18 protein-coding genes, 1 pseudogene and 1 riboswitch are annotated in these 23,817 nt (G+C 42.6%); of the genes and pseudogenes, 13 read left to right on the top strand and 6 right to left on the bottom strand.

Annotation, left to right across the window (positions count from 1 at the left end; all coding sequences use genetic code 11):
• Positions 1-2 precede the first annotated feature (2 nt).
• The 3 genes from EV579_RS04125 to EV579_RS04115 are packed head-to-tail and all read left to right on the top strand — an operon-like array spanning position 3 to position 3,824.
• A complete protein-coding gene (locus EV579_RS04125; RefSeq protein WP_133744010.1) occupies positions 3-1,520 on the top strand; it encodes a phytoene desaturase family protein in 1,518 nt (505 codons plus the stop codon).
• The gene (locus EV579_RS04120; RefSeq protein ID WP_133744009.1) at positions 1,517-2,992 is read left to right on the top strand and encodes a phytoene desaturase family protein; all 1,476 of its coding nucleotides are present in this window, start codon (positions 1,517-1,519) and stop codon (positions 2,990-2,992) included. The genes EV579_RS04125 and EV579_RS04120 overlap by 4 nt, the downstream gene beginning before the upstream one ends.
• Positions 2,985-3,824 carry a phytoene/squalene synthase family protein gene (locus EV579_RS04115; RefSeq protein WP_133744008.1) on the top strand — a complete coding sequence of 280 codons (840 nt, stop codon included), beginning with the start codon at positions 2,985-2,987 and terminating at the stop codon, positions 3,822-3,824. The genes EV579_RS04120 and EV579_RS04115 overlap by 8 nt, the downstream gene beginning before the upstream one ends.
• Before the next feature lie 25 nt (positions 3,825-3,849).
• Here the strand turns inward: EV579_RS04115 and EV579_RS04110 are convergent, their stop codons facing one another.
• Positions 3,850-5,226, bottom strand: coding sequence for an MATE family efflux transporter (locus EV579_RS04110; RefSeq protein WP_133744007.1), 1,377 nt, complete (start codon positions 5,224-5,226; stop codon positions 3,850-3,852).
• A 113-nt stretch (positions 5,227-5,339) separates the two neighbouring features.
• Here EV579_RS04110 and EV579_RS04105 point away from each other — a divergent pair, with 113 nt between their 5' ends.
• The 4 genes from EV579_RS04105 to EV579_RS04090 all read left to right on the top strand — a co-directional run bounded on the left by EV579_RS04105 (position 5,340) and on the right by EV579_RS04090 (position 7,406).
• Complete coding sequence (locus EV579_RS04105; protein ID WP_133744006.1) at positions 5,340-6,206, top strand: helix-turn-helix transcriptional regulator; 867 nt, start codon at positions 5,340-5,342, stop codon at positions 6,204-6,206.
• Positions 6,207-6,220: 14 nt separating this feature from the next.
• Entirely contained in the window at positions 6,221-6,778 is a 558-nt protein-coding gene (locus EV579_RS04100) for a GNAT family N-acetyltransferase (protein WP_133744005.1), read from the top strand.
• Between the two features lie 63 nt (positions 6,779-6,841).
• Positions 6,842-7,117 (top strand): hypothetical protein, encoded by a 276-nt coding sequence (locus EV579_RS04095; RefSeq protein WP_133744004.1) that lies wholly within the window; start codon positions 6,842-6,844, stop codon positions 7,115-7,117.
• Between the two features lie 31 nt (positions 7,118-7,148).
• A complete protein-coding gene (locus EV579_RS04090; RefSeq protein ID WP_024425086.1) occupies positions 7,149-7,406 on the top strand; it encodes a hypothetical protein in 258 nt (85 codons plus the stop codon).
• On the opposite strand, the gene EV579_RS04085 is transcribed toward EV579_RS04090, so the two are convergent.
• Positions 7,401-7,937, bottom strand: a complete 537-nt coding sequence (locus EV579_RS04085; protein WP_044334187.1) for a serine O-acetyltransferase — start codon at positions 7,935-7,937, stop codon at positions 7,401-7,403. The two genes, EV579_RS04090 and EV579_RS04085, sit on opposite strands and share 6 nt — an antisense overlap.
• Positions 7,938-8,321: 384 nt before the next feature.
• Here EV579_RS04085 and EV579_RS04080 point away from each other — a divergent pair, with 384 nt between their 5' ends.
• Genes EV579_RS04080 through EV579_RS04055 form a run of 6 tightly spaced genes read left to right on the top strand, consistent with a single transcriptional unit; the run spans position 8,322 to position 16,623 of the window.
• Positions 8,322-9,668 (top strand): aspartate aminotransferase family protein, encoded by a 1,347-nt coding sequence (locus tag EV579_RS04080; protein WP_024425084.1) that lies wholly within the window; start codon positions 8,322-8,324, stop codon positions 9,666-9,668.
• The gene (locus EV579_RS04075; RefSeq protein WP_133744003.1) at positions 9,655-11,142 is read left to right on the top strand and encodes a pyridoxal phosphate-dependent decarboxylase family protein; all 1,488 of its coding nucleotides are present in this window, start codon (positions 9,655-9,657) and stop codon (positions 11,140-11,142) included. Before EV579_RS04080 ends, EV579_RS04075 begins: the two co-directional genes overlap by 14 nt.
• Positions 11,139-12,920: an IucA/IucC family protein gene (locus tag EV579_RS04070; RefSeq protein WP_133744002.1), complete on the top strand. Its 1,782-nt coding sequence runs from the start codon at positions 11,139-11,141 to the stop codon at positions 12,918-12,920. The genes EV579_RS04075 and EV579_RS04070 overlap by 4 nt, the downstream gene beginning before the upstream one ends.
• A complete protein-coding gene (locus EV579_RS04065; protein ID WP_024426511.1) occupies positions 12,917-13,471 on the top strand; it encodes a GNAT family N-acetyltransferase in 555 nt (184 codons plus the stop codon). The genes EV579_RS04070 and EV579_RS04065 overlap by 4 nt, the downstream gene beginning before the upstream one ends.
• A complete protein-coding gene (locus EV579_RS04060) occupies positions 13,446-14,795 on the top strand; it encodes a lysine N(6)-hydroxylase/L-ornithine N(5)-oxygenase family protein (RefSeq protein ID WP_034621794.1) in 1,350 nt (449 codons plus the stop codon). Before EV579_RS04065 ends, EV579_RS04060 begins: the two co-directional genes overlap by 26 nt.
• A 13-nt stretch (positions 14,796-14,808) precedes the next feature.
• Positions 14,809-16,623 carry an IucA/IucC family protein gene (locus EV579_RS04055; protein WP_133744001.1) on the top strand — a complete coding sequence of 605 codons (1,815 nt, stop codon included), beginning with the start codon at positions 14,809-14,811 and terminating at the stop codon, positions 16,621-16,623.
• A gap of 43 nt (positions 16,624-16,666) precedes the next feature.
• On the opposite strand, the gene EV579_RS04050 is transcribed toward EV579_RS04055, so the two are convergent.
• The 4 genes and pseudogenes from EV579_RS04050 to EV579_RS04035 all read right to left on the bottom strand — a co-directional run bounded on the left by EV579_RS04050 (position 16,667) and on the right by EV579_RS04035 (position 23,682).
• Positions 16,667-17,524: a GNAT family N-acetyltransferase gene (locus EV579_RS04050; protein WP_133744000.1), complete on the bottom strand. Its 858-nt coding sequence runs from the start codon at positions 17,522-17,524 to the stop codon at positions 16,667-16,669.
• Between the two features lie 135 nt (positions 17,525-17,659).
• Positions 17,660-21,088: a methionine synthase gene (gene metH, locus EV579_RS04045; RefSeq protein ID WP_133743999.1), complete on the bottom strand. Its 3,429-nt coding sequence runs from the start codon at positions 21,086-21,088 to the stop codon at positions 17,660-17,662.
• Positions 21,072-22,913: a bifunctional homocysteine S-methyltransferase/methylenetetrahydrofolate reductase gene (locus tag EV579_RS04040; protein ID WP_034621789.1), complete on the bottom strand. Its 1,842-nt coding sequence runs from the start codon at positions 22,911-22,913 to the stop codon at positions 21,072-21,074. Before EV579_RS04040 ends, metH begins: the two co-directional genes overlap by 17 nt.
• 78 nt (positions 22,914-22,991) lie before the next feature.
• Positions 22,992-23,110: riboswitch (SAM riboswitch) on the bottom strand.
• A gap of 81 nt (positions 23,111-23,191) precedes the next feature.
• A pseudogene (locus EV579_RS04035) lies at positions 23,192-23,682 on the bottom strand (YajQ family cyclic di-GMP-binding protein).
• Between the last annotated feature and the right edge of the window lie 135 nt (positions 23,683-23,817).

Here is a 23,817-nt window from a genome sequence, read left to right as displayed (position 1 = left end):
TAATGAAAATCATTGTGATTGGAGCGGGACCAGGGGGCCTTGCAGCAGCTATGATGCTTCAAAGCAAAGGACATGACGTTCATGTATACGAAAAGCAGCCCTTTGTCGGCGGACGTAACGCTAAGTTTCGACTTGGTGATTTCACGTTTGATACAGGTCCTACCTTTCTCAGCATGATTCATATTGCAGAGGAACTGTTCACCTTTGCTGGTAAAAATCTTTATGACTATATCGATGTGATTGAATTAAAAGAGATGTATAGATTAATTTTTCAAGACAATCAGCTGGATATGATTCGAGATCGCGATGAAATGTACAAACGATTAGAAGCCTTTGCACCTGGTGAGGGCGAAGGATATCTAAGATTTATGAATGATACAAAGCGCAAAATGGATCGTCTGACACCAATTTTACAAAGTAAAATGGATCGCTTTCATCATTACTTGCGCCCGAAGGTGATCAAAGCACTTCCACAGCTTTCACTAAATAAAAGTTTGTATGATGTGCTATCAGACTATTTTTCGAATGAATCAGTGAAATATGCTTTTACATTTCAATCAAAGTACTTAGGAATGTCTCCATGGGAATGCCCTGGTGCGTTCTCGATCCTTTCGTTTATGGAACATAACACAGGTGTATTCCATCCGAAGGGCGGTGTCAATCAGCTGTCAGAAGCGATGGCAAAGGCGGCGCTTGAAGCTGGGGCAGAAATTCATCTGTCAGCAGGCGTTGAAAAGCTGCTCACGGAGGGGAGGAAAGTAAAAGGCATTCGTCTAGAATCTGGGGAAGAAATACAAGCAGATGAGGTTGTCGTCAATGGAGACTTTGCACATGTGATGACAAGGCTTGTCGAGCCAGGTCTTTTAAAGAAATACAGTGAGAAAAAACTAAAAAAGAAAAAATTCTCATGCTCTACCTTTATGCTCTATTTAGGATTGGATACCATGTACGATGAGCCGCATCATACCATTGTTTTTTCCGATGATTATGCTAGATTCGTCAAAGGCATTACGAAAACATATGAGCTGCCAGATGATCCGTCTATTTATATACAAAATGCAAGCGTAACTGATGACTCACTTGCTCCAAAAGGAAAATCAGCTCTTTATGTGCTGGCTCCAGTTGCCAATAACCAAAGCGGTATTGACTGGGAAGTGCATCAAGATGAATTTAGAGAGCTAGTGCTGGATACATTGGAGCGGAAAACCGGCTTTCAGAATGTCAGGCAGCATATAGAAGTTGAGCGGATGATCACACCGAAGCAATGGGAGGAAGACCTTTACGTATATGAAGGAGCTACATTTAACCTTGGCCACCAGCTCACGCAGATGATGGTTCTAAGGCCGCACAATGAATTTGATGAATTAAAGCACTGCTGGCTCGTTGGAGGAGGAACACATCCAGGAAGCGGACTGCCAACCATTTTAGAATCAGCGCGTATCACGACAAATGCCATTCTTTCAAAAGAGAAACATTCACACAAAACAATGCGGCATCAAGAAAAGGGGAGCGCCTCATGAAACAACATATTTTGATTGCAGGTGGCGGTATTGGCGGAATGATCTCAGCGCTTTATTTGAAAAAAGCGGGACATGATGTCACCCTTGTCGAAAAAAATGAACGGCTTGGTGGGAGACTTGCTTTTGTACGTGAGAAAGGATATAAAGTAGATGAAGGTCCGACCATTGTCCTACTTCCTGACATGTTAAAAGGCATTTTACATGAGGTAGGAATTGACGAATCATCTCTTGATCTGCTGCAGCTTGATCCGCTGTACACAATTCAATATCAAGATGGAACCTCCTATACGAAATACTCTGATGCACGGCGTCAGCTAGATGAAATCAGACGTGTATTTCCAAAGGAAGATCAAGGGTTCCAGAAGTTTATGGAAGAAATGACGGACCGGTTTCAAGAAGGGCAGAAAGCTTTTCTAGAAAAATCATTTCACGAAAAACGTACATTTTTTACAAAAGCCAATATGAAAATTTTAATGAAATTAAAGGCATATCGAACGGTACAAAGCGCTCTGAAAAAATATTTCTCAGACGAACGCCTGCGAGATGCATACGCACTTCAAACCCTCTATGTTGGGGGAAACCCGTATGAAGCATCGGCTATTTATTCGCTTGTTTCATATAGTGAGCACGCACATGGAATTTACTATTTAAAAGGAGGTTATGCAAGTTTAGTAGATATATTGGAAGGGCAGCTCATCAAAATGGGTGTGCATGTAAGAAAAAATGAAGAAGTTACGCAATTGGTGTTTGAGGGAAAACGGGCAGTCAAAGCAAAGGTGAATGATGAACATGTAGCCGCTGATGCATTTGTGATCAATGGAGATTATCCAGCTGCGTTAAAACAGTTTGGTTTAGACGAACAAGATCGCCGAAAATACGTGCCGTCCTCTGGCTGTGTGATGGTGTATCTTGGTTTAAACAAGATGTATCATGAAGCACCTGTTCATCAATTTTTTATGGGAGAACACTTTGATCAGCATATGAAAGAGGTTTTTCAAACGAAAACGATTCCTCAAGACCCGTCATTTTATACATTTAATCCATCGATCATTGATCCATCTCTTGCCCCAGATGGCTGCAGTGTTCTATACATGCTCGTTCCCGTTCCTTCAGGAGATCATATCAACTGGGAAGAGGAGACAGATTTTGTCGAGAACATGGTGGATGTCCTTGAGAAAAGAGGTTTTCCAGGATTGCGAGAGTCGATTGTCTGGCAAAAGGTCAGGACACCAAATGATTCCTTGCGAGAAGGATTGTTTGAAGGCGGCAGCTTTGGACTTGCGCCTAATTTGTTCCAATCAGGTGTCTTCCGCCCGCAAGTGAAGGTCAGTGAGACAGACAATCTTTATGCGGCAGGTGCTTCCATCCATCCGGGCGGCGGGGTGCCGATCGTGATGCAAAGTGCGAAGCTCATGGCTTCTGTACTACTAAAAGATTTGAATGATAGAAAGGAAGTGAAGCTAAGTGGTTGATGTACAAACAGCATTAAAAGTGTGTGAGGAAACCATTCAAACCCATTCCAAAACGTTTTACCGGGCCTTTTCCATGCTGCCTAAAAAGAAAAGACAGGCCGTCTGGGCCGTGTATTCCTTTTGCCGGAGAGCAGATGACATTGTAGATGAGTCCCCTTCGCCAAAAGAGGACCTTGCATCCTTTCGGGAGACGTTTGATCGATTTTTACAAGGTGAGGTAGATCGGAATGATCCAATATGGGTGGCGCTAGAGCATACATTTCAAGAGTTTCGGATGGATGAAGCCCCGTTCCGTGACCTGCTCCAAGGACAAGAGATGGATATAGAGCAGCAGCGATACGAAACATTAGATGAACTGCTCATCTATTCCTATCATGTTGCTAGTACCGTTGGACTCATGCTCCTCCCCATTATTGCACCGCGTAAAAAAGAGCAGCTAAAAGAAGCAGCCATTTCGTTAGGGATTGCTATGCAGCTCACCAACATCCTTCGAGATATTGGGGAAGATCAGGCTGAAAGAGACCGCATTTATTTGCCAAAGCAGGTGATGGATCAATTCGGGTACACAGAGCAAGAATTGCAGGAAGGGGTTGTGAATCAAGCCTTCCAGCACGTCTGGGAGTACATTGCCTTTGAGGCAGAGGCATACTACGAGGAGTTTTTTGACCATCTTCATGAATTCCCGCTGTATTCACGAATACCGGTGAAAGCAGCAGCCTACTTTTATAAAGCCATTTTAGATAAAACAAGAGAAAACGAATACCGTGTCTTTACAGAGCGAGCATTTATTTCAAAACAGGAAAAAGCACTTATTTTAGAAGATATTACGTAAAAAAGGACTGCGGATGCAGTCCTTTTTATGTGGAAGAAAAACGATACTCCGTCCATACTCTGGAACGCCAGCGCCTATACATGAAGATGCCTCTTATCCATTCATCCACGATAAAAGAAATCCAAACCCCGATGAGCCCCATTTCAAACTGAATGCCTAACAAATAAGCGATCGGAAGCCCAATTCCCCACATTGATATCATCGCCATATACACTGGAAACTTCGCGTCACCAGCAGCCCGCAATGAATTAATAATGACCATATTAAAAGAGCGTCCCGGCTCTAAAATGATCGTTAATAGGAGAAGTGTGGCGGCGATTTGAATGATTTCATGATTGCTAGTGAAAAACGTAAGCAAATGCGTCGATGATAAAGATAAAGCAGTGGAAGAAAGAAGAGAGATCGCAATGGCCCAGTATAAGCTTTTCATACATCTGCGGTAGGCCGCATCGAATTCTTTCGCTCCAATATGGCGCCCAATTAAAATCTGTGTGCCTTGGCTAATCGCTGCACCAAACAACATAATGAACATCATCAAATTTTGAGTGTAGACCTTTGCTGCTAAAGCCTGCGTTCCCATAAATGTAATAAACAGTGTAATGATCATTTGAGAACCGTTATATGAAAGCTGCTCCCCGGCAGAAGGGATGCCAATTTTTAGCAGCTTTTTTAAATGTGTCCGCTGAATGTGAAACATACTCTTCAGCGAAAAGCGCAATCCAATTCGGCGGCGGACAATGAGGATCATCGCCATCAATCCGATCAACCGAGCCAGCGAGGTTGAAAAGGCAACACCCATGACACCTAATACCGGAAAGCCAAACGGACCAAAAATGACCAAATAATTACCGGCAACGTTGAGCAAATTCATTCCGATGGTGACATACATCGTGTCTCTTGTATATCCGTAGCTTTTTAAAATAGCACTATACGTCATAATGAGCGCTTGAATAAAAGAAAGCAGCCCAACAAATTGTAAAAAGACCGCCGCATCCGGCATGAGTTCACTTGATAAGCCCATCATGTGCAGAATTGGAACAGCTAACACAAACATGAGGAGACTAATGATAAAGCTGATCAAGAAATTGGTTCCTAGAGAGACATAGGCAACTTGAGTCGCTTCCTGCTTGCGGTCAGCTCCTAAAAGCTGGGCAATGACAATGGTCGTTCCTGTTGTAATGAAGCTGAACATAACAATTAATAAATTCAGGAGCTGGTTGCTTACCCCTACTGCGGCCACACTGTTATCAGAGTATTGGCTGAGCATGAGTGTATCAGCGCTCCCCATGAGCATATATAAAGAGATTTCGATAAATATAGGCCAAGTTAATGCAAATAATGAAGGGTGTGTTTTTTCACCTTTAACTTGAACTTTTTCATATGACAGGGTTTGAGGTTTCATCACATAGCCTCCTTTCGTATAAATCCGATTTATAGTGTACCTTGCATCGATTATAATAAGAAGAGATGAAACCGAAACTTATTGGAGAAATCCGACTTCATAAGGGGATGAATATGGATCGATTTATTACATTTACTGTACCGCCGTTTCCTATTTATATTGCTTCAGGTAAAGGTGTATTTCATCAAGGAGAGAGACATATCTCAAGAACCTTCACTGTATTTGATCTTCTCTATGTCACAAAAGGTGAACTGTGGATGACAGAGGACGCGGATGCTTATCGCATAAAAGAAGGTGAATATATGATTCTCTCACCGGGCCTGTCTCATGGTGGACATTTGCCATGTGAAGAAGAAACACACTATGAGTGGCTGCATTTCTCAATTGATCGATTTGAGCTGACGAACCGGCCGAGAGAACACTGGATTGATATGAAACAAAACCAAGCCACCTTCGAAAAGCCGGCAACCTATGAATTTAGTCTGCCCCGTTTAGGAAAAGTGAAAGGACGAAGTGTGTTAGAAAAACACCTTTCAGCGATGAGAGCACTAAATCATGATGCATCTGAACTTCCGCTGAAAAAACAGCTTCTATTTGAGGAACTGCTCATTCACCTGCAAAAGGAAGCATTCCATATTCCAAGTGCAAAGGAGACCGTTGCATCAGAAGTGGTTCATTATCTTGAGCATCATTTTATGGAGAAATTACACATGGAGCAGCTTGCAGAGAAACTGCACTATCATCCTGACTACATGACAAGATGTATGCAGACAGTATATGGATTGACGCCAAACCAGTACAGCCATCGTCTCAAAATCGAAAAAGCCAAAAGCATGCTGGCATCAACGAATGAAAAAATCGCTGCTATTGCAGATCATGTAGGTATTGACGACCCTACTTATTTTTCTAAACTGTTTCGGCAAAATGAAGGCATGACGCCGATCGAGTACCGTCATTTAGCAAAAAGAACGACAAAGTAAAGGAACGTGAACAGATGAAAAGGGAAAAGGAAGAGCTTGTGAACATACGTCCATTAACCGAAACGGACTTAGAGACGGTGTGGTATTTAAAATTTAAAGCATCAGACCAGTCCTATCGAAAATGGAATGCCCCTTATTTTTATGAACACGAAATCCCGCTTGCTGCATTTAAGAAACGTTACTTACAAGAAGAATCCATTCCCCAAAAGCTATATGGCATTGAAATAGATGGTGATATCAAAGGCACCGTCTCATATTATTGGGAGAATGAACGTACGAGGTGGCTTGAATGCGGCATTATCATTTATGACTCACGTTTTTGGAGCGGGGGTATTGGGACAAAGGCATTAAATCTATGGATTGATGTGTTATTTACGCATATTGATATTCCTCGAATTGGTTTAACAACTTGGTCAGGGAATGAACGGATGATGCGGTGCGCAGAGAAATGCGGATTTGTCCTTGAGGGGAGATTGAGAAAGGTCCGTTATTATCAAGGAGAGTATTATGACTCTATGCGCTTTGGGATGCTGAGAGAGGAATGGCAAAGCCTCCCGCGCAATATCCTCTGAATCATTATTTTTTCAGGACAAAAGTATCATATAATGGAATAAACTGAAGAAGAAGGGTGGCAGATGAATGTGGGCTGGATAACTGGATGGTTTGTTTCTATTTTAGTCGCAATCTATCTATTGATAGATGCACCAAAACATGGGAAAAATAAATGGTTATGGTCTATTTTAGGACTTTTATTCGGGCTCTTTGCATTTGGGATATACCTCATCAAAACAGGCAGAAAAGGATTGGGCTGGACAGTTCTGATCATGTCCATCATCATCTATTCTATTGTTATACTAGTCTTTGTCTTTTACTTCCTGTTGCTGATCTTCGGATACTCAAACGCATCATAGAGAGCGCGTATACATAAGGGGGAATTTAAATATGAGATTAACGGGTCTATTCGTTTCACTTGCTGTTGCCATCTATTTATGGTTTGATGCGCCAAAGCACAACAAAGACAAATGGCTGTGGGCCATTTTAGGCGTGCTATTTAGTACCATCGTACTCGGTATTTATTTGATCAAGACAGAGAGGAAGGGGCTGGGCTGGACGATCTTGATTTTAACCATCTTGTTTTATCTCATGCTGCTCATCTCTGTTTTGATCGGTGTTATTCTTTTTTATCAGGCGCCTTCATGAAGAAGGGCCTTTTTCTTTTACCTTTTGAGCCGGTACACCAGCAATGACGATCTGCTCTTCATGAAAGGAACGATTCACTACGGCATTTGCTCCGATTGAAATATGATTTGCAATATAAATGTCTCCAAACAGCTTAGCACCGGGGCCAATCCATACGTGATCTCCAATGGTTGGTACATCCTTTTCGGAATGGTTTTGGCCAATATTCACCCCTTGATGAATATCACAAAATGCCCCAATTTTTGCGTGCTTATTCACAATTAAGAGACCACTATGATTGATTCTAAGGCCGGGGCCAAAGACGCCAATCGGAATATCAAAGCCAAGCTGCATGCCTTTCTTTTTATGTAAATAGCGATAAAACCATTTGCGCAGTAGAGCGCCGCTATTAGAATAGTATTCATATTTTCGCAAATACCTTTGATATTTCCATATATCGTCCCCAAACCACTTTGGTCTTCTGCGCGTAATCGCTAATGCTTTCTTATCCTGCATTAAGTAATGGTGAAGATCGTGCTTTGTAAAAATCATCAAATTCCCCTCCATTCCTTTATGTTTCAGAGAAATTATACCATCAAATCCATTTATATCAAGAAAAAATGGTGTTACTTCTTCAATTTTCTACCTTCATTTCATCCAAATTTCTTCATAAAATGAGCGCTTTGAGTTGAATAGAACAAAAGAACCAGGAAGAATGATTTGTAATTTTTTTCAATATCAAACCGTCTCATGCGTTCCATCTCCTTATGGCAGTAAGGTTTGTAAAAATTACTCGAAAATACTCATTAAAAAGAGAATATTGCATTCATATGCTTTTTGAATCATCTTTTTGAATACAATTGACTTTCCTATCTCACATCCTCTAGGCTAATAAATGAAAATGATAATCTTTATCAATTGGAGGAGTGTTTTATTATGTCCATCAAAACCGTTTCTAAAAATCAGCAATTTTTAGAGCAGCAAAGTCAAAGAGAATCTAATGCAAGGTCTTACCCGAGACGGTTCCCATTAGCCATGCAAAAAGCCGAGGGTATGATCGTGACAGATGCAGATGGCAGAGAGTTTTATGACTGTCTGGCAGGCGCAGGAACACTTGCACTTGGTCACAATCATCCGGTTGTTATAGAAGCTATTGAACGTATGCTTCATGAAAAAAGACCATTGCATACGTTGGACATAACCTCAGAAATTAAAGAAGAGTTTGTGAATGAAATTTTTTCTCACCTGCCAGAAGAGTTTGCAAAGAGAGCAAAAATTCAATTTTGTGGACCAACTGGCGGTGATGCCATAGAAGCTGCGATTAAATTAGTCAAGACAGCGACAGGTAATCGTTCCATTCTTTCTTTCCACGGTGCTTATCACGGTGCGACACATGGCACGATGTCATTAAGCGGAAATTTGTCTCCAAAGGAAAGAGTGCAAGGGTTAATTCCAGATGTGCATTTCATGCCTTATCCATATGAATATCGCTGCCCATTTGGCATTGGCGGTAAAGATTCACACCGTATTTCCAGTTCTTATATTGAGCGTGTATTAAATGATCCTGAAAGTGGTATTCTTCCGCCAGCAGGTATGATCTTTGAAGCTGTGCAAGGTGAGGGAGGCTCAATTCCAGCATCTATTGAATGGATAAAAGAAATGAGAAGAATCACAAAAGAAAAAGGCATTCCGCTCATTATCGATGAGGTTCAATCAGGCATTGGCCGAACAGGTAAGATGTTTGCCTTTGAACATGCAGGAATTGTGCCAGACGTTATTGTATTATCTAAAGCCATTGGTGGAAGCCTGCCGCTTTCAGTTGTGATTTATGATCAAGATTTGGATCAATGGAATCCAGGTGCACACATTGGCACATTTAGAGGAAATCAAATGGCGATGGCTGCAGGAACTGCTACGCTTAAATTTATAAAAGAAACCAATCTGCTTGATCATGTAGACCAGTTAGGGAATCGCATGCAGGCTTATTTAAAAGACATTCAAAAAAATGTACCTGCTATCGGTGATGTTCGAGGAAGAGGATTAATGATTGGTGCTGAAATTGTCAATCCAAATGAAAAGCAGGATGTGGATGGAAGTTATCCAGCAAATCCTGAGCTAGCAAGTCTCATTCAAAAGAATTGCTTCGACAAAGGCTTAATTGTAGAGACAGGAGGCCGTTTCGGCAGCGTCATTCGATTCTTACCGCCATTGATCATGACAGAAGAACAGCTTGAACAAGTCATCGCCATTTTCAAAGAGGCCGTTTACGATGCAATCAACTAAAGCTTCTGTGGATTCATTATTTATCAATCAAAGCCAGCTTGGAAGAGAGTCCTTCCGAGCGGCTCTTCATACATCTATCAACAGCTTACTGGATCAGTGGCAAAAAGACCAAGGACCATACAGCGGAATATTGCCTGGGAAATTAGCGGCTAGTGTCGAATCCTTATTTCAGTTTCAACCGTCCGGCGAATCAATGGAATCTGTCTCTCAAGATATAAAGCAGCATCTTTTGCCGCATCTCGTTGATGTATCGCATCCTAAATGCTTGGCACATTTGCATTGCCCGCCGCTCATACCTGCTCTTGCCGCAGAGGTGATGGTAAGCTCCTTTAACCAATCAATGGATTCCTTCGATCAAAGCGGTATTGCATCTTTGGTGGAGGAGGAAATGCTAAAGTGGCTATGTGCGAAGTTTTCTTATGGAAATCTAGCAGATGGGACATTTACGAGCGGTGGCACCCAATCTAACTACATGGGACTGCTTCTTGCAAGAGATGCATTTTGTGAAAACACATGGCAATGGAATGTTCAGCAGAAAGGCTTGCCGAGTGAGGCTCACCGCATGAGAATTCTTTGCTCTAAGAATGCTCACTTCACTGTGAAAAAATCTGCATCACAGCTAGGCTTAGGGGAGCAGGCAGTTGTCCTAGTAGAGACAGATGAGCATCACCGCATGGACCTCAACGATTTGAAGAAGAAACTTGTTGAGTTAAAGGAACAGGATCTCCTGCCTTTTGCGGTAGTGGCGACTTGCGGGACAACTGATTTTGGCAGTATTGACCCGGTTCGAGAGGTGTATGACATCGTCAAGCCATACGGTCTATGGATTCATGCAGATGCTGCTTACGGAGGTGCGCTTATATTAAGCGAAACCTACAGGTGTAAATTAGAAGGTATTGAGCTTGCTGATTCCATCACGATTGACTTTCATAAACAATTTTATCAGCCGATCTCCTGCGGGGCATTTTTGCTGAAGGATAAGAGACATTTCGGCTTGATCAATTATCATGCAGATTATCTTAATCCAAAAGAAGATGAACTGGATGGAATACTACATCTCGTCCATAAATCTGTCCAAACGACGCGCCGGTTCGACGCACTGAAATTGCTTCTTTCTCTTCGTCTGATTGGCGAGGAAGGGTTTGGTGACATTATTGACCATACCATTGATTTTGCGAAGGATGTGGCTGCGCTTATCGAGAGAAATGATCACCTTGAAGTGATCAATCCTGATCCAGAAATCAATGCAGTTGTGTTTCGATTTAAGGGGACGGATGACATCAATAAAATCATCCATCGAACGTTATTCAAATCAGGAACTGCTGTCATTGCGAAAACAGTGGTGGATGGTCAAACATGCTTAAAATTCACTTTGTTAAATCCGAGAACGACAATCACACATATTGAGGAAATCCTTTCTGACATCGTTGATATCGGGATCGCTCATATTCAATCCGGGAGGGTACTACGTTGAGTCAATATAAACAAATGGCTGAAAATGCAACTATGCAAAGCTTTTTAAACTGTTTTTTACGTGAAACAGGAATCGATCGATCTGCAAAAAAAGAGACGAAAGCAGATGGTTCGCTTGTATTTGTGGCAAAACTAGCAAAACAAGACCTTGAGCTTGTGATTCCGATCCGATATTTTTCAACTGTAGGCCGACATCTCTTTGATTTTCCGATTCGCTTTCGTCCAAGTGGCAGCGAAAAAGAGGGAACGGTCGTCGATTACACGACACTTGTTGCTTTATGTTCAAAGGAGCTTCTCATTGCATATGGCCGCACAGATGCAGAGGATGAATTCATGCTTCGCATCATTTTAAGCTGTCGAAATATTGAACGATTTTTACGGGAGAGAGAAAGTGATCAAGCTGCTTTATCTCAAGCTGATTTTGAGTACATCGAGGCTGAGCAGTCACTTCTCCTTGGACATTTAACACATCCTACACCAAAAAGCAGACAAGGGATGACAGAAGAGGAGGAAGCCGTCTATTCTCCTGAGCTGAAAGGAGCTTTCCAGCTTCATTACTTTAAAGCGCACCATTCGATTGTGCTTCAGGATTCGTCTATTTCACAATCTGCGGCAAGCCTCATGTTAGAAGAGCTTTCGCGTCAGGTGCCAGAAGAAACAGAGAGGCTGAATAGGTTAACAGAAAACGGAGAATATGTGCTCATTCCGATTCATCCGCTGCAAGTCAAAGTGGTCATGGAGAAGGCATTCGTGAAGCGTTATATAGAGGAGGGGAAACTGACTTATTTAGGACCGCTCGGGTCTGAATACACAGCGACCTCATCCTTTAGAACGGTCTATCAAAAGGATTCTGCTTACATGCTCAAATTCTCTGTTCCTGTGAAAATTACAAACTCGTTACGCATCAATAAACAAAAGGAACTGGATCGAGGAGTAGAGATGTCCCGCATCTTAAAAACAGAATTAGGCGTTTCTTTATATGAAAAATTCTCTGGATTCCGGGTCATTGAAGATCCTGCATATCTCTCTATTCGAGGAGATGAAGCGGAATCTGGCTTTGAAGTGGTCATTCGTCAAAATCCATTCTTGCATCGTGAAAAAGGCGCAAGCTTAATTGCTGGGCTGTGTCAAGATCATGCGTATGGAGGAAAATCGAGATTAGCAGGAATTATTCATAAACTTGCAGACGCAGAAGGCCGGTCAACAGAAGCGGTCAGCCAGGATTGGTTTAAACAATATTTGACTATTTCGTTAAAGCCGATGCTCTGGCTGTTTGAAACGTATGGTCTTGCACTCGAGGCCCATCAGCAAAATGCTGTTGTGCAAATGAAGGATGGTTATCCAGAGACCTTCTATTACCGTGACAACCAAGGCTACTATTATAGTGAATCGAAAAAGGATAAGCTCGCGAATCTAGTTCAAAACTTGAGCGTAAGAAGTGAAACCATTTGTTCGGATGATGTAGCCGTTGAGAGACTCCGTTATTATTTCTTCTTTAATCATTTATTTGGTCTCATTAATGGCTTTGGCACGGAAGGCCTTGCAAAGGAAGAAGATTTGCTGGCACTTGTGAGAGATACATTATTCGCTCATGAGGAGACGTACGGAGCATCTGATCTGACTAACAGCCTTCTCCGCTCAAAAGAACTTCCTTCAAAAGCGAATTTGCTGACACGATTTGAAGATATGGATGAGCTGACCGGATCTCTGGAAACACAATCTCGTTACACGGCTGTCTTAAATCCGCTCTTTTTACATAAGGAGGCGCTGATTGGATGAGGCATCGTATTAGGTTTATTCGCGCTGAATATGAAAGAGACGTTCAGCTTGTCCATAAGTGGATGCAAGAAGAGTACGTTCACCCATTTTGGCATTTGAATATTCCGTTTCCTGCTTTTGAAAAGCATTTTTATCAGGCGATACATGATCCGCATCAAACCCTTTATTTAGGCACGATTGATGGGACACCAATGAGTTATTTTGAGGCTTATAACGTCAAAGGGGATATCATTGAATCCTACTATGAGCCTTCTCCGCATGATCAAGGCATCCACCTGTTAATAGGGGAGCCGGATTATGTGGGGAAAGGATTTGCTGCGCCGCTCCTTCAGGCAATGACAGCATTTCAATTTGAGCAGAACAAACGAACAGAAAAAATCGTTGCTGAGCCGGATATTCGCAATGAAAAAATGATTCATGTATTTGAAAAATGCGGCTTCGAACGTGTAAAACCAGTCACTTTACCCGATAAAACAGGTCTTTTGATGTTTTGTGATCGAGAACGATTCGAAAGGAAGTATAACCATGACGCGGTTCAACAAGCAAAATAATATAGTGGATGTAATAGGGATCGGCATTGGCCCGTTTAACCTGGGGCTTGCCGCATTATCTGAAGAGGTAAATGAAATCGACGCTTTGTTTTTTGAAAGAAGTGAAGCGTTTCACTGGCACCCAGGGATGCTCATTGAAGGGACGACACTACAAGTCCCATTTTTAGCGGACCTTGTCAGCATGGCAGATGTGAAAAGCAAATATAGCTTTCTCAACTATTTGCAGGAACAAAACCGTTTGTATTCATTTTACTTTCTAGAGGACTTCCATATCCCGCGCAAGGAATACAGTCATTATTGCCGCTGGGTCGCTGACCAGTTAGATTCCTGCCGATTTGGCATGAACGTCGAATCTGTCTCACTGATCGAAAAGGCAGGAGAAAAGCGCTATGAAGTGCATGTCCGTCATGTAAAGAACCAAACTGTAGAGGTGTTTGAAAGCAAACATCTCGTCTTAGGAATTGGCACGCAGCCGGCGATACCCGCATCGCTCCAGCCAGCTTTAGGAGAGAAGGTTTTTCACTCAGCTGACTATTTAAAACGAAAGAAAGAAGGCTGTTTCAAAGGGAAATCTGTGACAGTTATCGGCTCTGGTCAAAGTGCGGCAGAAGTGTTTTATGACATTTTATCAGATGATGAGGCGCAGGATATTCACTGGTTCACACGGTCAAAAGGATTTTTCCCAATGGAATATTCAAACCTTGGACTTGAGTATTTCTCCCCTGACTATATTGATTTCTTTTATGAGCTTCCGCAAGCCAAAAAGGATGCGTTATTAAAACAGCAAGACTTGCTGTATAAAGGCATCAGTTCGGCGATGATTCGTGATATTTATCATTTGCTTTATGAACGTTCTGCCTGCGGAAACCAGCTGAACACAGTGCTTCAAGCCATGACAGAGGTCAACTTGGTTGAGGAAACAGCGGGCGGGTTATCACTTTCATGCACGCAATGGGTCAAGGAAGAATCCTTTACACATGAGACGGATATTGTCGTATTGGCGACTGGCTACCAATCCGTTCTGCCGCCATTTATCAACCCTATTTCTCATCACATTCAATGGGATGATCAAGGGAGATTCCAAGTTGAACGTGAATATCGTTTGAAAACAAATACGATGGGTGAAAATGATATTTTTGTACAAAATGCAGAGCTTCATACACATGGGGTCGGCGCTCCAGATTTGGGGCTGGGGGCTTATCGAAACAGTGTGATCATCAATGAACTTGCTCGTCAAACTGTGTATCCACTTTATCAAAAGCACGTCTTCCAGACATTTGGTACACACAAGAACGCACACACATTTGAAGAAATCAAAGGTTAAGGAGGATGAAGCGATGAGTGTACAAGATGAATTGAAAAAAGCGGTGAATCCTGCTGCTTGGAAAAAGGCAAACCAGCGAATGGTGGCAAAAATGCTGTCTGAATATATGTATGAGGACATGCTTCATCCTGTAGAGCTGGATTGTAAGGATGGCATCGCCCAGTATGAATTAACCATTCACGAACATAAGAAATATCGTTATCTGGCAAAACCTCGGTTGTTTGATAGTTTTGATACAATCGCTGAATCAATTGAGTGCTGTCAAGATGGAAAATGGTCAAAGGATGTCAGTGCCATTGTGTTTTTACTAGACATTCAGCCGATCATCCCAATGTCCTCTGACACAACAGGCCATCTTATCAAAGAGCTTCACCATACTTTGTTAGCCGATGTCCATTTGCTGTCGAAAAAAGCACTTCGTGCGGATGAACTGACAGATACGGATTATGCATGGATTGAAGGAGAAATGACAGGCCATCCTTGGATTGTGTATAACAAAGGACGTATAGGATTCAGCTACGATGATTACTTAGCCTATGCACCAGAACGGCAGGAATGTGTGCAGCTGTCTTGGATTGCTGTACATAGAGAGCTTGCGACATTCCATGCAGTCGATCATGAAAACTATGAGCAGGTGATCGCCAAAGAATTAGATGAAGTCACGATTCGTCAATTTCAGCGTGTGTTAAAGGATGAAGGACTGAATGCAGCTGACTATTATATGATGCCTGTTCATCAGTGGCAGTGGACGCATATGATTATTCAGCATTTCCCAGAAGATTTGGCCTTGCGCCGGATTGTATATTTGGGAGAGGGGCTGGATCAATATATCCCGCAGCAGTCGATCAGAACCTTTACAAATATCTCAAATAAAGGCAAGCATCATATTAAACTGCCAATGAGTATTTTAAATACGCTCGTGTACCGTGGGCTCCCATCAGAACGTACGGTCATTGCCCCGCGCATTACAGCGCATATTAAAGGGATTGCCGATCAAGACTCATTTTTATCTGATGTGTGCCGCGTCATTTTACCAGGTGAGAATGCAAGTATCAATGTCGATCATCCATACTACAGCAAACTGCCTGGTGCGCCGTATCAATATCTTGAGATGCTCGGTGTCATTTTTAGAGAAAGCATTTATACGTACTTAGAAGAAGGGGAGAACCCTGTTACACTTGCGGCACTTACTTACGAGGATCATGAAGGTGAGCCGTATATCAAGCAGCTGATTGAAAAATCAGGTCTCTCAGCAAAAGAATGGATGACGAAGTTCTTCCATGTCGTGATGCCGCCGCTGCTGCACTTTATGTATCAATACGGCACAGTCTTTTCACCGCATGGGCAAAATACAATTCTTGTGTTAAAAAATCATCAGCCGCATCGTTTGGCGATCAAAGATTTCGTTGATGATGTGAATATAAGTGACCAGCCGCTGCCTGAATTAGCTTCACTAGAAGAAGATTTAAAAGAAGTGCTGCGCAGTGAGCCGCCAGAAGGTCTAGTACAATTTATCTTTACAGGATTATTTATTTGCAATCTGCGTTATGTATCCAACGTATTAGACAATCACAATCTGTTAGATGAAACGACTCTTTGGCGTTTGCTTGCGGAAGAAATTCAGCAGTATCAAAAGCAATTTCCACAGCTAAAAGACCGTTTTGAATTATTTGATCTATTCCAGCCGAAGCTGACAAAGCTTTGCTTAAATCGTAATCGAATGATTGATTATGGCTATGGAGATGGTGATGACCGCCCGCATGCATCAGAGCATGGGAAGGTCACAAATGCACTCGCTCATGTTCTTTCGTCAGTTGGGGAGAAGTAATAGAAAAGCTGTAGACAATAAGTGTCTACAGCTTGTTTGTTTTTTAAGAAAATGCTTGAGAGGCAAGAAAATAGAAAAGGGCGGGATCATTTAGTTTTTCTTTCCCGCGAATCATCATAAAATGGGCTACGTTTGTTTTCGTAAATCCTGCTTCAACAAGTGTTTCATGCAGGCGCTCAGCAGTTTCTTCCTGCATATCTATACGAATTGCCCCTGAATAAGACGAGATGAGTGATTGGATGAGCGAGAGAGCGGTTTGTTCGTCGTTTGCTGTAAGCGGTCCAATCATTAGATTAGCAGGGGTTTCGATGCCAAATGCAAAGCCAGTTGTTTCATGATGCTCATTCTTTGCGATCAGCCGGAACGATGCTCGTTTCATTCGCTTTCTTATAAAGCTTGATCGATTGGTGCCTGCACCTTTTTCGTCAAGTGCTTCAATAGACGGAAGGTCCGCTTCATCAGCAGGAGAAAGGTGAATCCCGCCTGACACACGAAAAGCCGATGGATTCGTGGTCTGTGCTTTGTATGTATGAATATAGCCGGCCGTTTGAAATCCGATTTTTTCGTAAACGGGCTGTCCTTGTACAGTAGCAGTTAAAACGACAGGAACACTTTGATCGCTCCGGCGAAGCAGGGTGTCAATCATTTTCCGCGCAAGGCCTAAGCCGCGATGCGTCTCAGATACAATAACGGCACCAATTGATGCTGCTTTATCATATTGGAAAAGTCCCGCACATGAGATCACTTGTCCATCTGTTGTTGAAAAACCTGTAAAATATCCGTTTGTTAAAAGAGATGTAAGCTCATCCTCATTGTAATCAGGCCAGTCGACCTCTTTTGACAATGCGATAAGATCGGGTATGTCATCAAGTGTTAAAGTTCGTTGTACAACGTTTTCCAATACAATGCAACTCCTTCTTAGCTGATTTCATCTATATGTATCGTACCATATGAAGGCATAAGAAAAAGGAAAAGGAAGATCCTTTTCCTCTCAGCGTGTATCAAATAAGAACCCCCAATGACGGAGGTTCTAGTCTTAATGAACATTAAAATATCGAGCTTCAGGGTGGGAAACGACGATCGCTGAAACAGATGCTTCAGGTTCCATCATGAATCCTTCTGTCAGATGGATGCCGATTTTTTCAGGCTGAAGCAGCTTGAACAGCTTTTCTTGGTCCTCAAGATTTGGACACGCTGGATAACCAAAGGAATAGCGCTGCCCTTGATATTTCGCTTGGAATCGTTTGTCCATTGTAAAATCGACTGGGTCAGGGAATCCCCATTTGTCACGAATCACTTGGTGGGTTCTTTCAGCCAATCCTTCTGCAAGCTCAAGTGCCAGAGCTTGGACAGCATGCATTTTTAAATAATCTCCTTCCTGCTTAAATTGCTGCGCGACTTCACGTATACGCGCGCCGGCTGTGACGGCGAATAAGGCAATATAATCTTTCTCGTTTTCATCACTTTTCCGTACATAATCAGAAATAGAGCGGTACGGGAGCTTCTCCTGCCTTGGAAATTGGAACGTTTCAATGATGCGGTCAGGTTCTTCGGGATCATAAATATGCAAATCATTTCCGTCTGAACTGGCAGGGAAGAATTGATACACAAATGCTGGCGCAAACCAGTTTTTCTCTCTGCCTTCGTTTAGAAGATCTGTGACAAGCTGTTTTAATTCCAATGCTTTTGGGTGCTGTTCAGCTAATAAGGTTTTGACCTTTCCCTTTAAACCGAGATGATGACCAATGAGCATTTGTTCATTCACATATGGCATAATATGATGCAAATCGATGTCCTTCACATAATGGCGTGTGGTATTTTCTGGCGTAAATACCGGTGCTTTCGGGAGAGATGCGCGTTTTTCTAGTAATTCAATGACAGCTTTCGGCTGCTTTCCTTCTTTCTCCTTGATAGGTGCCGCTGGCTCTTCTGGCGGCTTTGTTTGAAATTGCAGTGGATTTGCTTTTAACTCATTGGCTAATGACAGTCCGTCCATAGCATCTTTTGCATAAAGAACAGGCCCATCATAATGAGGCGAAATTTTCATTTTTGTAAATTTACGAGAAAGGGCAGCACCGCCGACCAAAATAGGAACAGAAATGTTTGCTTTTTGTAAATCCTGAGCGGTTAGTACCATTTGCTGTGCGGACTTTACAAGTAAGCCTGATAATCCAATCATATCTGGTTTTTCCTTTTGCACAGCTTCAATCAATGTTTGAGGAGTCACCTTGATGCCGAGGTCGACCACTTGAAAGCCATTATTGCTCAAAATGATGTCGACAAGGTTTTTCCCGATATCATGGACATCTCCTTTAACGGTGGCAAGCAGAATCTTTCCTTTCCCGCTTGCATGCTGCTTTTCCATATATTGCTCAAGAAACGAAACAGATGCTTTCATGACCTCTGCCGATTGGAGTACCTCGGCTACGATCAGTTCGTTTTGATTAAAAAGACGACCAACTTCAGCCATTCCCTGCATTAACGGGCCATTGATGATATGAAGCGGCGATTCATAATGCTCCAAAGCAAGGGATAGATCATCGATGAGACCTTCTTTCGTTCCCTCGACGACGTAGAGCGCCAGCCTTTCATCAAGTGATAAGGAGACCTTTGGTTTTTTCTCCGTTTTCTTTTTGCCGCGGTAAAATTGGGTGAATTCAGCCAGTGTTTGATCATTTGTTTCATAAAGTAAGGTTTCAGCTAGTTTGATTTCTTCCTTTGGAATGGAAGCGAAGCGTTCAAGCTTTTCTGTATTGACAATGGCATAGTCAAGTCCTGCTTGCACGCAATGATATAAATAGACAGCATTTAAGATTTCTCTGCCAACAGGCGGAAGTCCGAAAGATACGTTGCTAATGCCTAAAATAGTGAGGCACTCAGGCAGGGTTTCCTTAATCATTTTAATGCCTTTGATCGTTTCTTCAGCGGCGCCAATATATTGCTCGTCTCCAGTGCCTACGGGAAAGACAAGCGGATCAAAAATGATGTCACTTGCGGGAATTCCATATTTCTTCGTTAGCAAATCGTGAGAACGTACAGCAATTTCAAGCTTTCGTTCTGCTGTCACGGCCATTCCTATTTCATCAATCGTGCCAACAACAAGTGCACCGCCATATAGCTTCACAAGAGGAAGAATCTCTTCAAAGCGTTCCTCGCCATCCTCAAGGTTGATGGAATTGATGATGGCTTTCCCTTGAGAATAGGTGAGTGCCTTTTCAATCACGTGTTTATCCGTTGAATCAATGACAAAAGGAGCTTTCACCTTTTTCATGGCTTCTTGTAAAAAGCCTTCCATGTCTGCTGTCTCATCACGGTCTGGATCAGCCAGACACACATCAACGACGTGAGCGCCATTTTTCACCTGAGCACGAGCAATTTCTGCTGCTTCTTCAAACTTTTGTTCCGCAATGAGCCGTTTGAATTTGCGAGAACCAATGACATTGGTCCGTTCGCCTACAAAAAGAGGACGCATTGAATCCTCATAAATAAGGGGCTCAATTCCTGATACGGTATGCTGCGGTGATTCTCGAGTGATATGACGCGGCTGAATCGTGCGTACTTCATCTGACAATGCTTGAATATGCGCAGGTGTAGTCCCGCAGCAGCCGCCGACGATATTTAACCAGCCTTCCTTAGCAAAGGCGGCGATTTTTTTAGCAAGAGAAGCAGGGGATTCATGATATAGGCCTTCTTCATCTGGGAGACCAGCATTCGGATAGCAGCTCACCGCTGACTTTGCGATGGAGGAGAGCGTGCGGATGTGGTCTGTCATAAATTCTGGACCAGTCGCACAGTTCAGGCCCACACTGATGGGTTTCATATGCTCAAGAGAGATATAAAAGGCTTCGATATCCTGACCAGCAAGGGTGGTGCCCATCGGTTCAATCGTACCTGATACCATGAGTGGTAATTGAATGCCGGTCTGCTGAAAGGCTTCCTGAATCCCTTTGAATCCAGCTTTTACATTCAGCATATCTTGGCTTGTTTCTAAAAGAAGGGCATCACACTTACCGTCAATCAGAGCGCGGGCCTGTTCTTCATAGTTTCTGACGAGCTCACTAAAGGTTGTGCCGCCTGTTACAGATAATGTTTTCGTTGTCGGGCCCATTGCGCCTACAACAAAACGAGGCTGCTCCGGTGTGGAGAAACGGTCTGCTTCTGCCTTTGCCAGCCGCGCAGCTCGAAAATTGAGTTCATAGGCAAGATGGCCAAGCCCATATTCATCAAGGACGAGCTCTGTCGCGCCGAACGTATTTGTTTCAATGAGGTCAGCATTTGCTTCGAGGTACTCCCTATGGATCTTAGAGATGATGTGAGGGGCTGTCACATTCAAATACTCGTTACAGCCCTCATACTCTTCTCCGCCAAAGTCCTCTGCTGTCAGGTTGGCGTTTTGAATCATTGTGCCCATTGCCCCATCAAGGACGAGGATGCGTTTTTTGAGCTGTTCAGTGATAGTTGACATGGACGTTAGACTCCTTTTCTTTCTGATGGATGTAGGTGGTCAGTTCTGCTGTTAAATCTGATCGAAGGAAAGGAGTAATTAAATAAATGCCATTAAACAATTCGCAGGCTGTATCTAATAAAGAGCGGGCAATCGCTAAGCCTTCTGCTCGCTGTTTTTCTTTATCCTCGCCAGCTTTGGCCATAATGTCACGAATAGAATCAGATAATTTGATGCCTGGAATTTCGTGATGAATAAACTCGGCATTTCGGCTGCTTGTTAATGGCATAATGCCGATGTAAATCGGTTTATCCAAGTGGCGGCTTTCCTCATGAATTTTCACAAGCTGTTCCTCAGAATAAACAGGCTGTGAAATAAAATAATCAGCACCGTATTCGATTTTTTTCTCAAGACGTTTGACTGCTTTATCAATATGGCGCACATTTGGGTTAAACGCGCCAGCCACTGAAAAATTGGTCTTTTTGCCAAGAGGCTTTCCTGAGAAAGAAAGGCCTTCGTTAAATTGTTTGATGAGACGAATCAAATCAAAGGAGGTTAAATCATATACAGATGTTGCACCTGGGAAGTCTCCAATTTTAGATGGATCGCCTGTGATCGCTAAAATATCGGTTAATCCAAGGGTGTCGAGCCCCATTAAATGAGATTGAAGTCCAATCAAATTACGGTCGCGGCATGTGATATGAACAAGAGAACGCATATCGAGCTGCTGCTTTAATAATGCGCCGCAAGCGACATTGCTAATGCGCGGAGTCGCAAGAGAATTATCGGCTAACGTCAATGCATCAATACCAGCATCCTTTAATTCATTTGCAGCAACGAGAAATTTTTCGAAGTTCAGCTTCTTCGGCGGATCAAGCTCTACGATAATCGATCGTTTTTTCACAGCAAGCTCATCAAGACCTGGTTCAGTGCGCTGGTCTTGGATTGAAATGATTTCTTCTTTTAACACTTTCACTTCTTTTTCAGTGATCGGCGCTAAATCTTTGACCGCTTCAGCCATTGCGCTAATATGCTGGGGCGTTGTTCCGCAGCAGCCTCCGATAATACGTGCGCCCTGATTTCTAAATTCAAGTGCACTTTTTCGGAAATAATCGTTATCGGTATCATAGACGAGTCTGCCTGCTTCAAGAGAGGGGAGACTGCTGTTAGGATAGACAGATAAATGCGAATTTTCCAAAAGTGGAACACCTTCTAGTGCCTGAATCATGTGATAAGGGCCCAGCCGGCAGTTGATGCCGACAACATCTGCACCAAGAGATGATAACTCAGATAAACCATCCTTCAGCGGGGTACCATCTTGTAAAACGCCTTGTTCATGCATAGAGACGTTCATGACAATCGGAAGAGTCGTTTCTTTGCGGGCAATTTGGAGAACAGCCTTCGCTTCTTCTATGTCATAATACGTTTCAAGCAATAATCCATCAGGTTCTTCATTTAATAGGATGTACAGCTGCTCTCTAAAGCTTCGTTTGATTTCTTCTATAGAGTAGGCATTTTTGTTAAACGTCCGAATGCCGCCAATTGTTCCGAGTACATAAGCAGAGCCTGCGGCTGCTTTTGCAATTTGTACCGCTTTTGTATTGATGCGTTTCGTTTCTTCCTCTAAGCCGTAGCGGGATAGTTTAATATAATTCGCACCGTATGTGTTCGTTTGGATGATGTCAGCGCCTGCCTGCACATATGCTTCGTGCACGCGTTTCACTTCATCCTCTTTCGATAAATTTAATTCTTCAAAGCAGCGGTCAATGCCGTAAGAGTATAAAAGTGTTCCCATCGCTCCGTCAGCTATCAGTACGCGGTTTTGTAAGTCTTGTAATAGGCCCATTGTATTCCTCCTTATTTCTATGTAACAAAAAAAGCCTTCTGATAAGAAGAAGACTTTTTGGCTGTATCGTAATTCTTCTCCTTATCTTCCAAGCAGTTGCTTGCTGGATTTAGCACCTTGGTCATAGAAAATAGATTTCTACTACACCGGTTGCTGAGGCTTCACAGGGCCAGTCCCTCTGCCTCTCTTGATAAGAAAGCAATATGAACATGTCAATGAATTGAACTTCCATCAACTGTAACGAAAAATGCAGAAATAATCAATGGAAAATTTGAAATTTATCGAAAATTTATAAATTGGACATCAATCGGCAAATCAGCCTTGCGCATAAGAGAAATCACCTCTTGTAAATCATCTTTATTTTTCCCTGTCACACGCACTTGGTCATCTTGAAATTGTGATTTCACTTTAATGCAGATTGCTTGATGAGGGCGTTGATCTTTTTGGCGTTGTCTTGATCAATCCCGCTGATGAGCTTCGCACGCTGGCGCACTGTACCGCCTAGGGCATGCTCAGTTTTTCCATAATCGATATTTTTAGTTGGAACATTTCGTTTGATCAGCTTTGTCACAAGCACATCTTTTAGCTGCTCAAGTTTGAAGTCATCATCAGAGATGAGAACGAGCTCTTCTTTTTCGAGAGAAATATCACTTTTACTTCCTTTAAAATCATAACGGTTTTTAATTTCTTTCAGTGCTGCTTGAACAGCGTTTTGCACTTCAGGCAGTTCAACCTTCGATACAATGTCAAATGAGCTTTCTTTTGCCATCACACATGACCTCCAAGTTTAGATATTGCGTCTATTTTATCATGCAAATGGCAGAAGAAGAAAACTTTATCAAAGAGTACAGCCGCCAGCCGTATAAATCGTGTCCAGTTTGTCCACTTTAGCTAACAGAACTAG

The sequence above is a fragment of the Bacillus sp. BK450 genome, assembly GCF_004364885.1.
Taxonomy (GTDB): domain Bacteria; phylum Bacillota; class Bacilli; order Bacillales; family Bacillaceae; genus Bacillus; species Bacillus safensis.
The sequence above is the reverse complement of the archived record's forward strand: the minus strand, read 5'-3'. Positions and strand labels throughout refer to the sequence as shown.

Excerpts from the sequence above, each read along its gene's own strand:
- EV579_RS04125 (WP_133744010.1), top strand. The coding sequence starts at position 3 with ATGAAAATCATTGTGATTGGAGCGGGACCAGGGGGCCTTGCAGCAGCT.
- EV579_RS04120 (WP_133744009.1), top strand. The coding sequence starts at position 1,517 with ATGAAACAACATATTTTGATTGCAGGTGGCGGTATTGGCGGAATGATC.
- EV579_RS04110 (WP_133744007.1), bottom strand. The coding sequence starts at position 5,226 with ATGAAACCTCAAACCCTGTCATATGAAAAAGTTCAAGTTAAAGGTGAA.
- EV579_RS04105 (WP_133744006.1), top strand. The coding sequence starts at position 5,340 with ATGGATCGATTTATTACATTTACTGTACCGCCGTTTCCTATTTATATT.
- EV579_RS04100 (WP_133744005.1), top strand. The coding sequence starts at position 6,221 with ATGAAAAGGGAAAAGGAAGAGCTTGTGAACATACGTCCATTAACCGAA.
- EV579_RS04095 (WP_133744004.1), top strand. The coding sequence starts at position 6,842 with ATGAATGTGGGCTGGATAACTGGATGGTTTGTTTCTATTTTAGTCGCA.
- EV579_RS04090 (WP_024425086.1), top strand. The coding sequence starts at position 7,149 with ATGAGATTAACGGGTCTATTCGTTTCACTTGCTGTTGCCATCTATTTA.
- EV579_RS04085 (WP_044334187.1), bottom strand. The coding sequence starts at position 7,937 with ATGATTTTTACAAAGCACGATCTTCACCATTACTTAATGCAGGATAAG.
- EV579_RS04080 (WP_024425084.1), top strand. The coding sequence starts at position 8,322 with ATGTCCATCAAAACCGTTTCTAAAAATCAGCAATTTTTAGAGCAGCAA.
- EV579_RS04075 (WP_133744003.1), top strand. The coding sequence starts at position 9,655 with ATGCAATCAACTAAAGCTTCTGTGGATTCATTATTTATCAATCAAAGC.
- EV579_RS04065 (WP_024426511.1), top strand. The coding sequence starts at position 12,917 with ATGAGGCATCGTATTAGGTTTATTCGCGCTGAATATGAAAGAGACGTT.
- EV579_RS04060 (WP_034621794.1), top strand. The coding sequence starts at position 13,446 with ATGACGCGGTTCAACAAGCAAAATAATATAGTGGATGTAATAGGGATC.
- EV579_RS04055 (WP_133744001.1), top strand. The coding sequence starts at position 14,809 with ATGAGTGTACAAGATGAATTGAAAAAAGCGGTGAATCCTGCTGCTTGG.
- metH (WP_133743999.1), bottom strand. The coding sequence starts at position 21,088 with ATGTCAACTATCACTGAACAGCTCAAAAAACGCATCCTCGTCCTTGAT.
- EV579_RS04040 (WP_034621789.1), bottom strand. The coding sequence starts at position 22,913 with ATGGGCCTATTACAAGACTTACAAAACCGCGTACTGATAGCTGACGGA.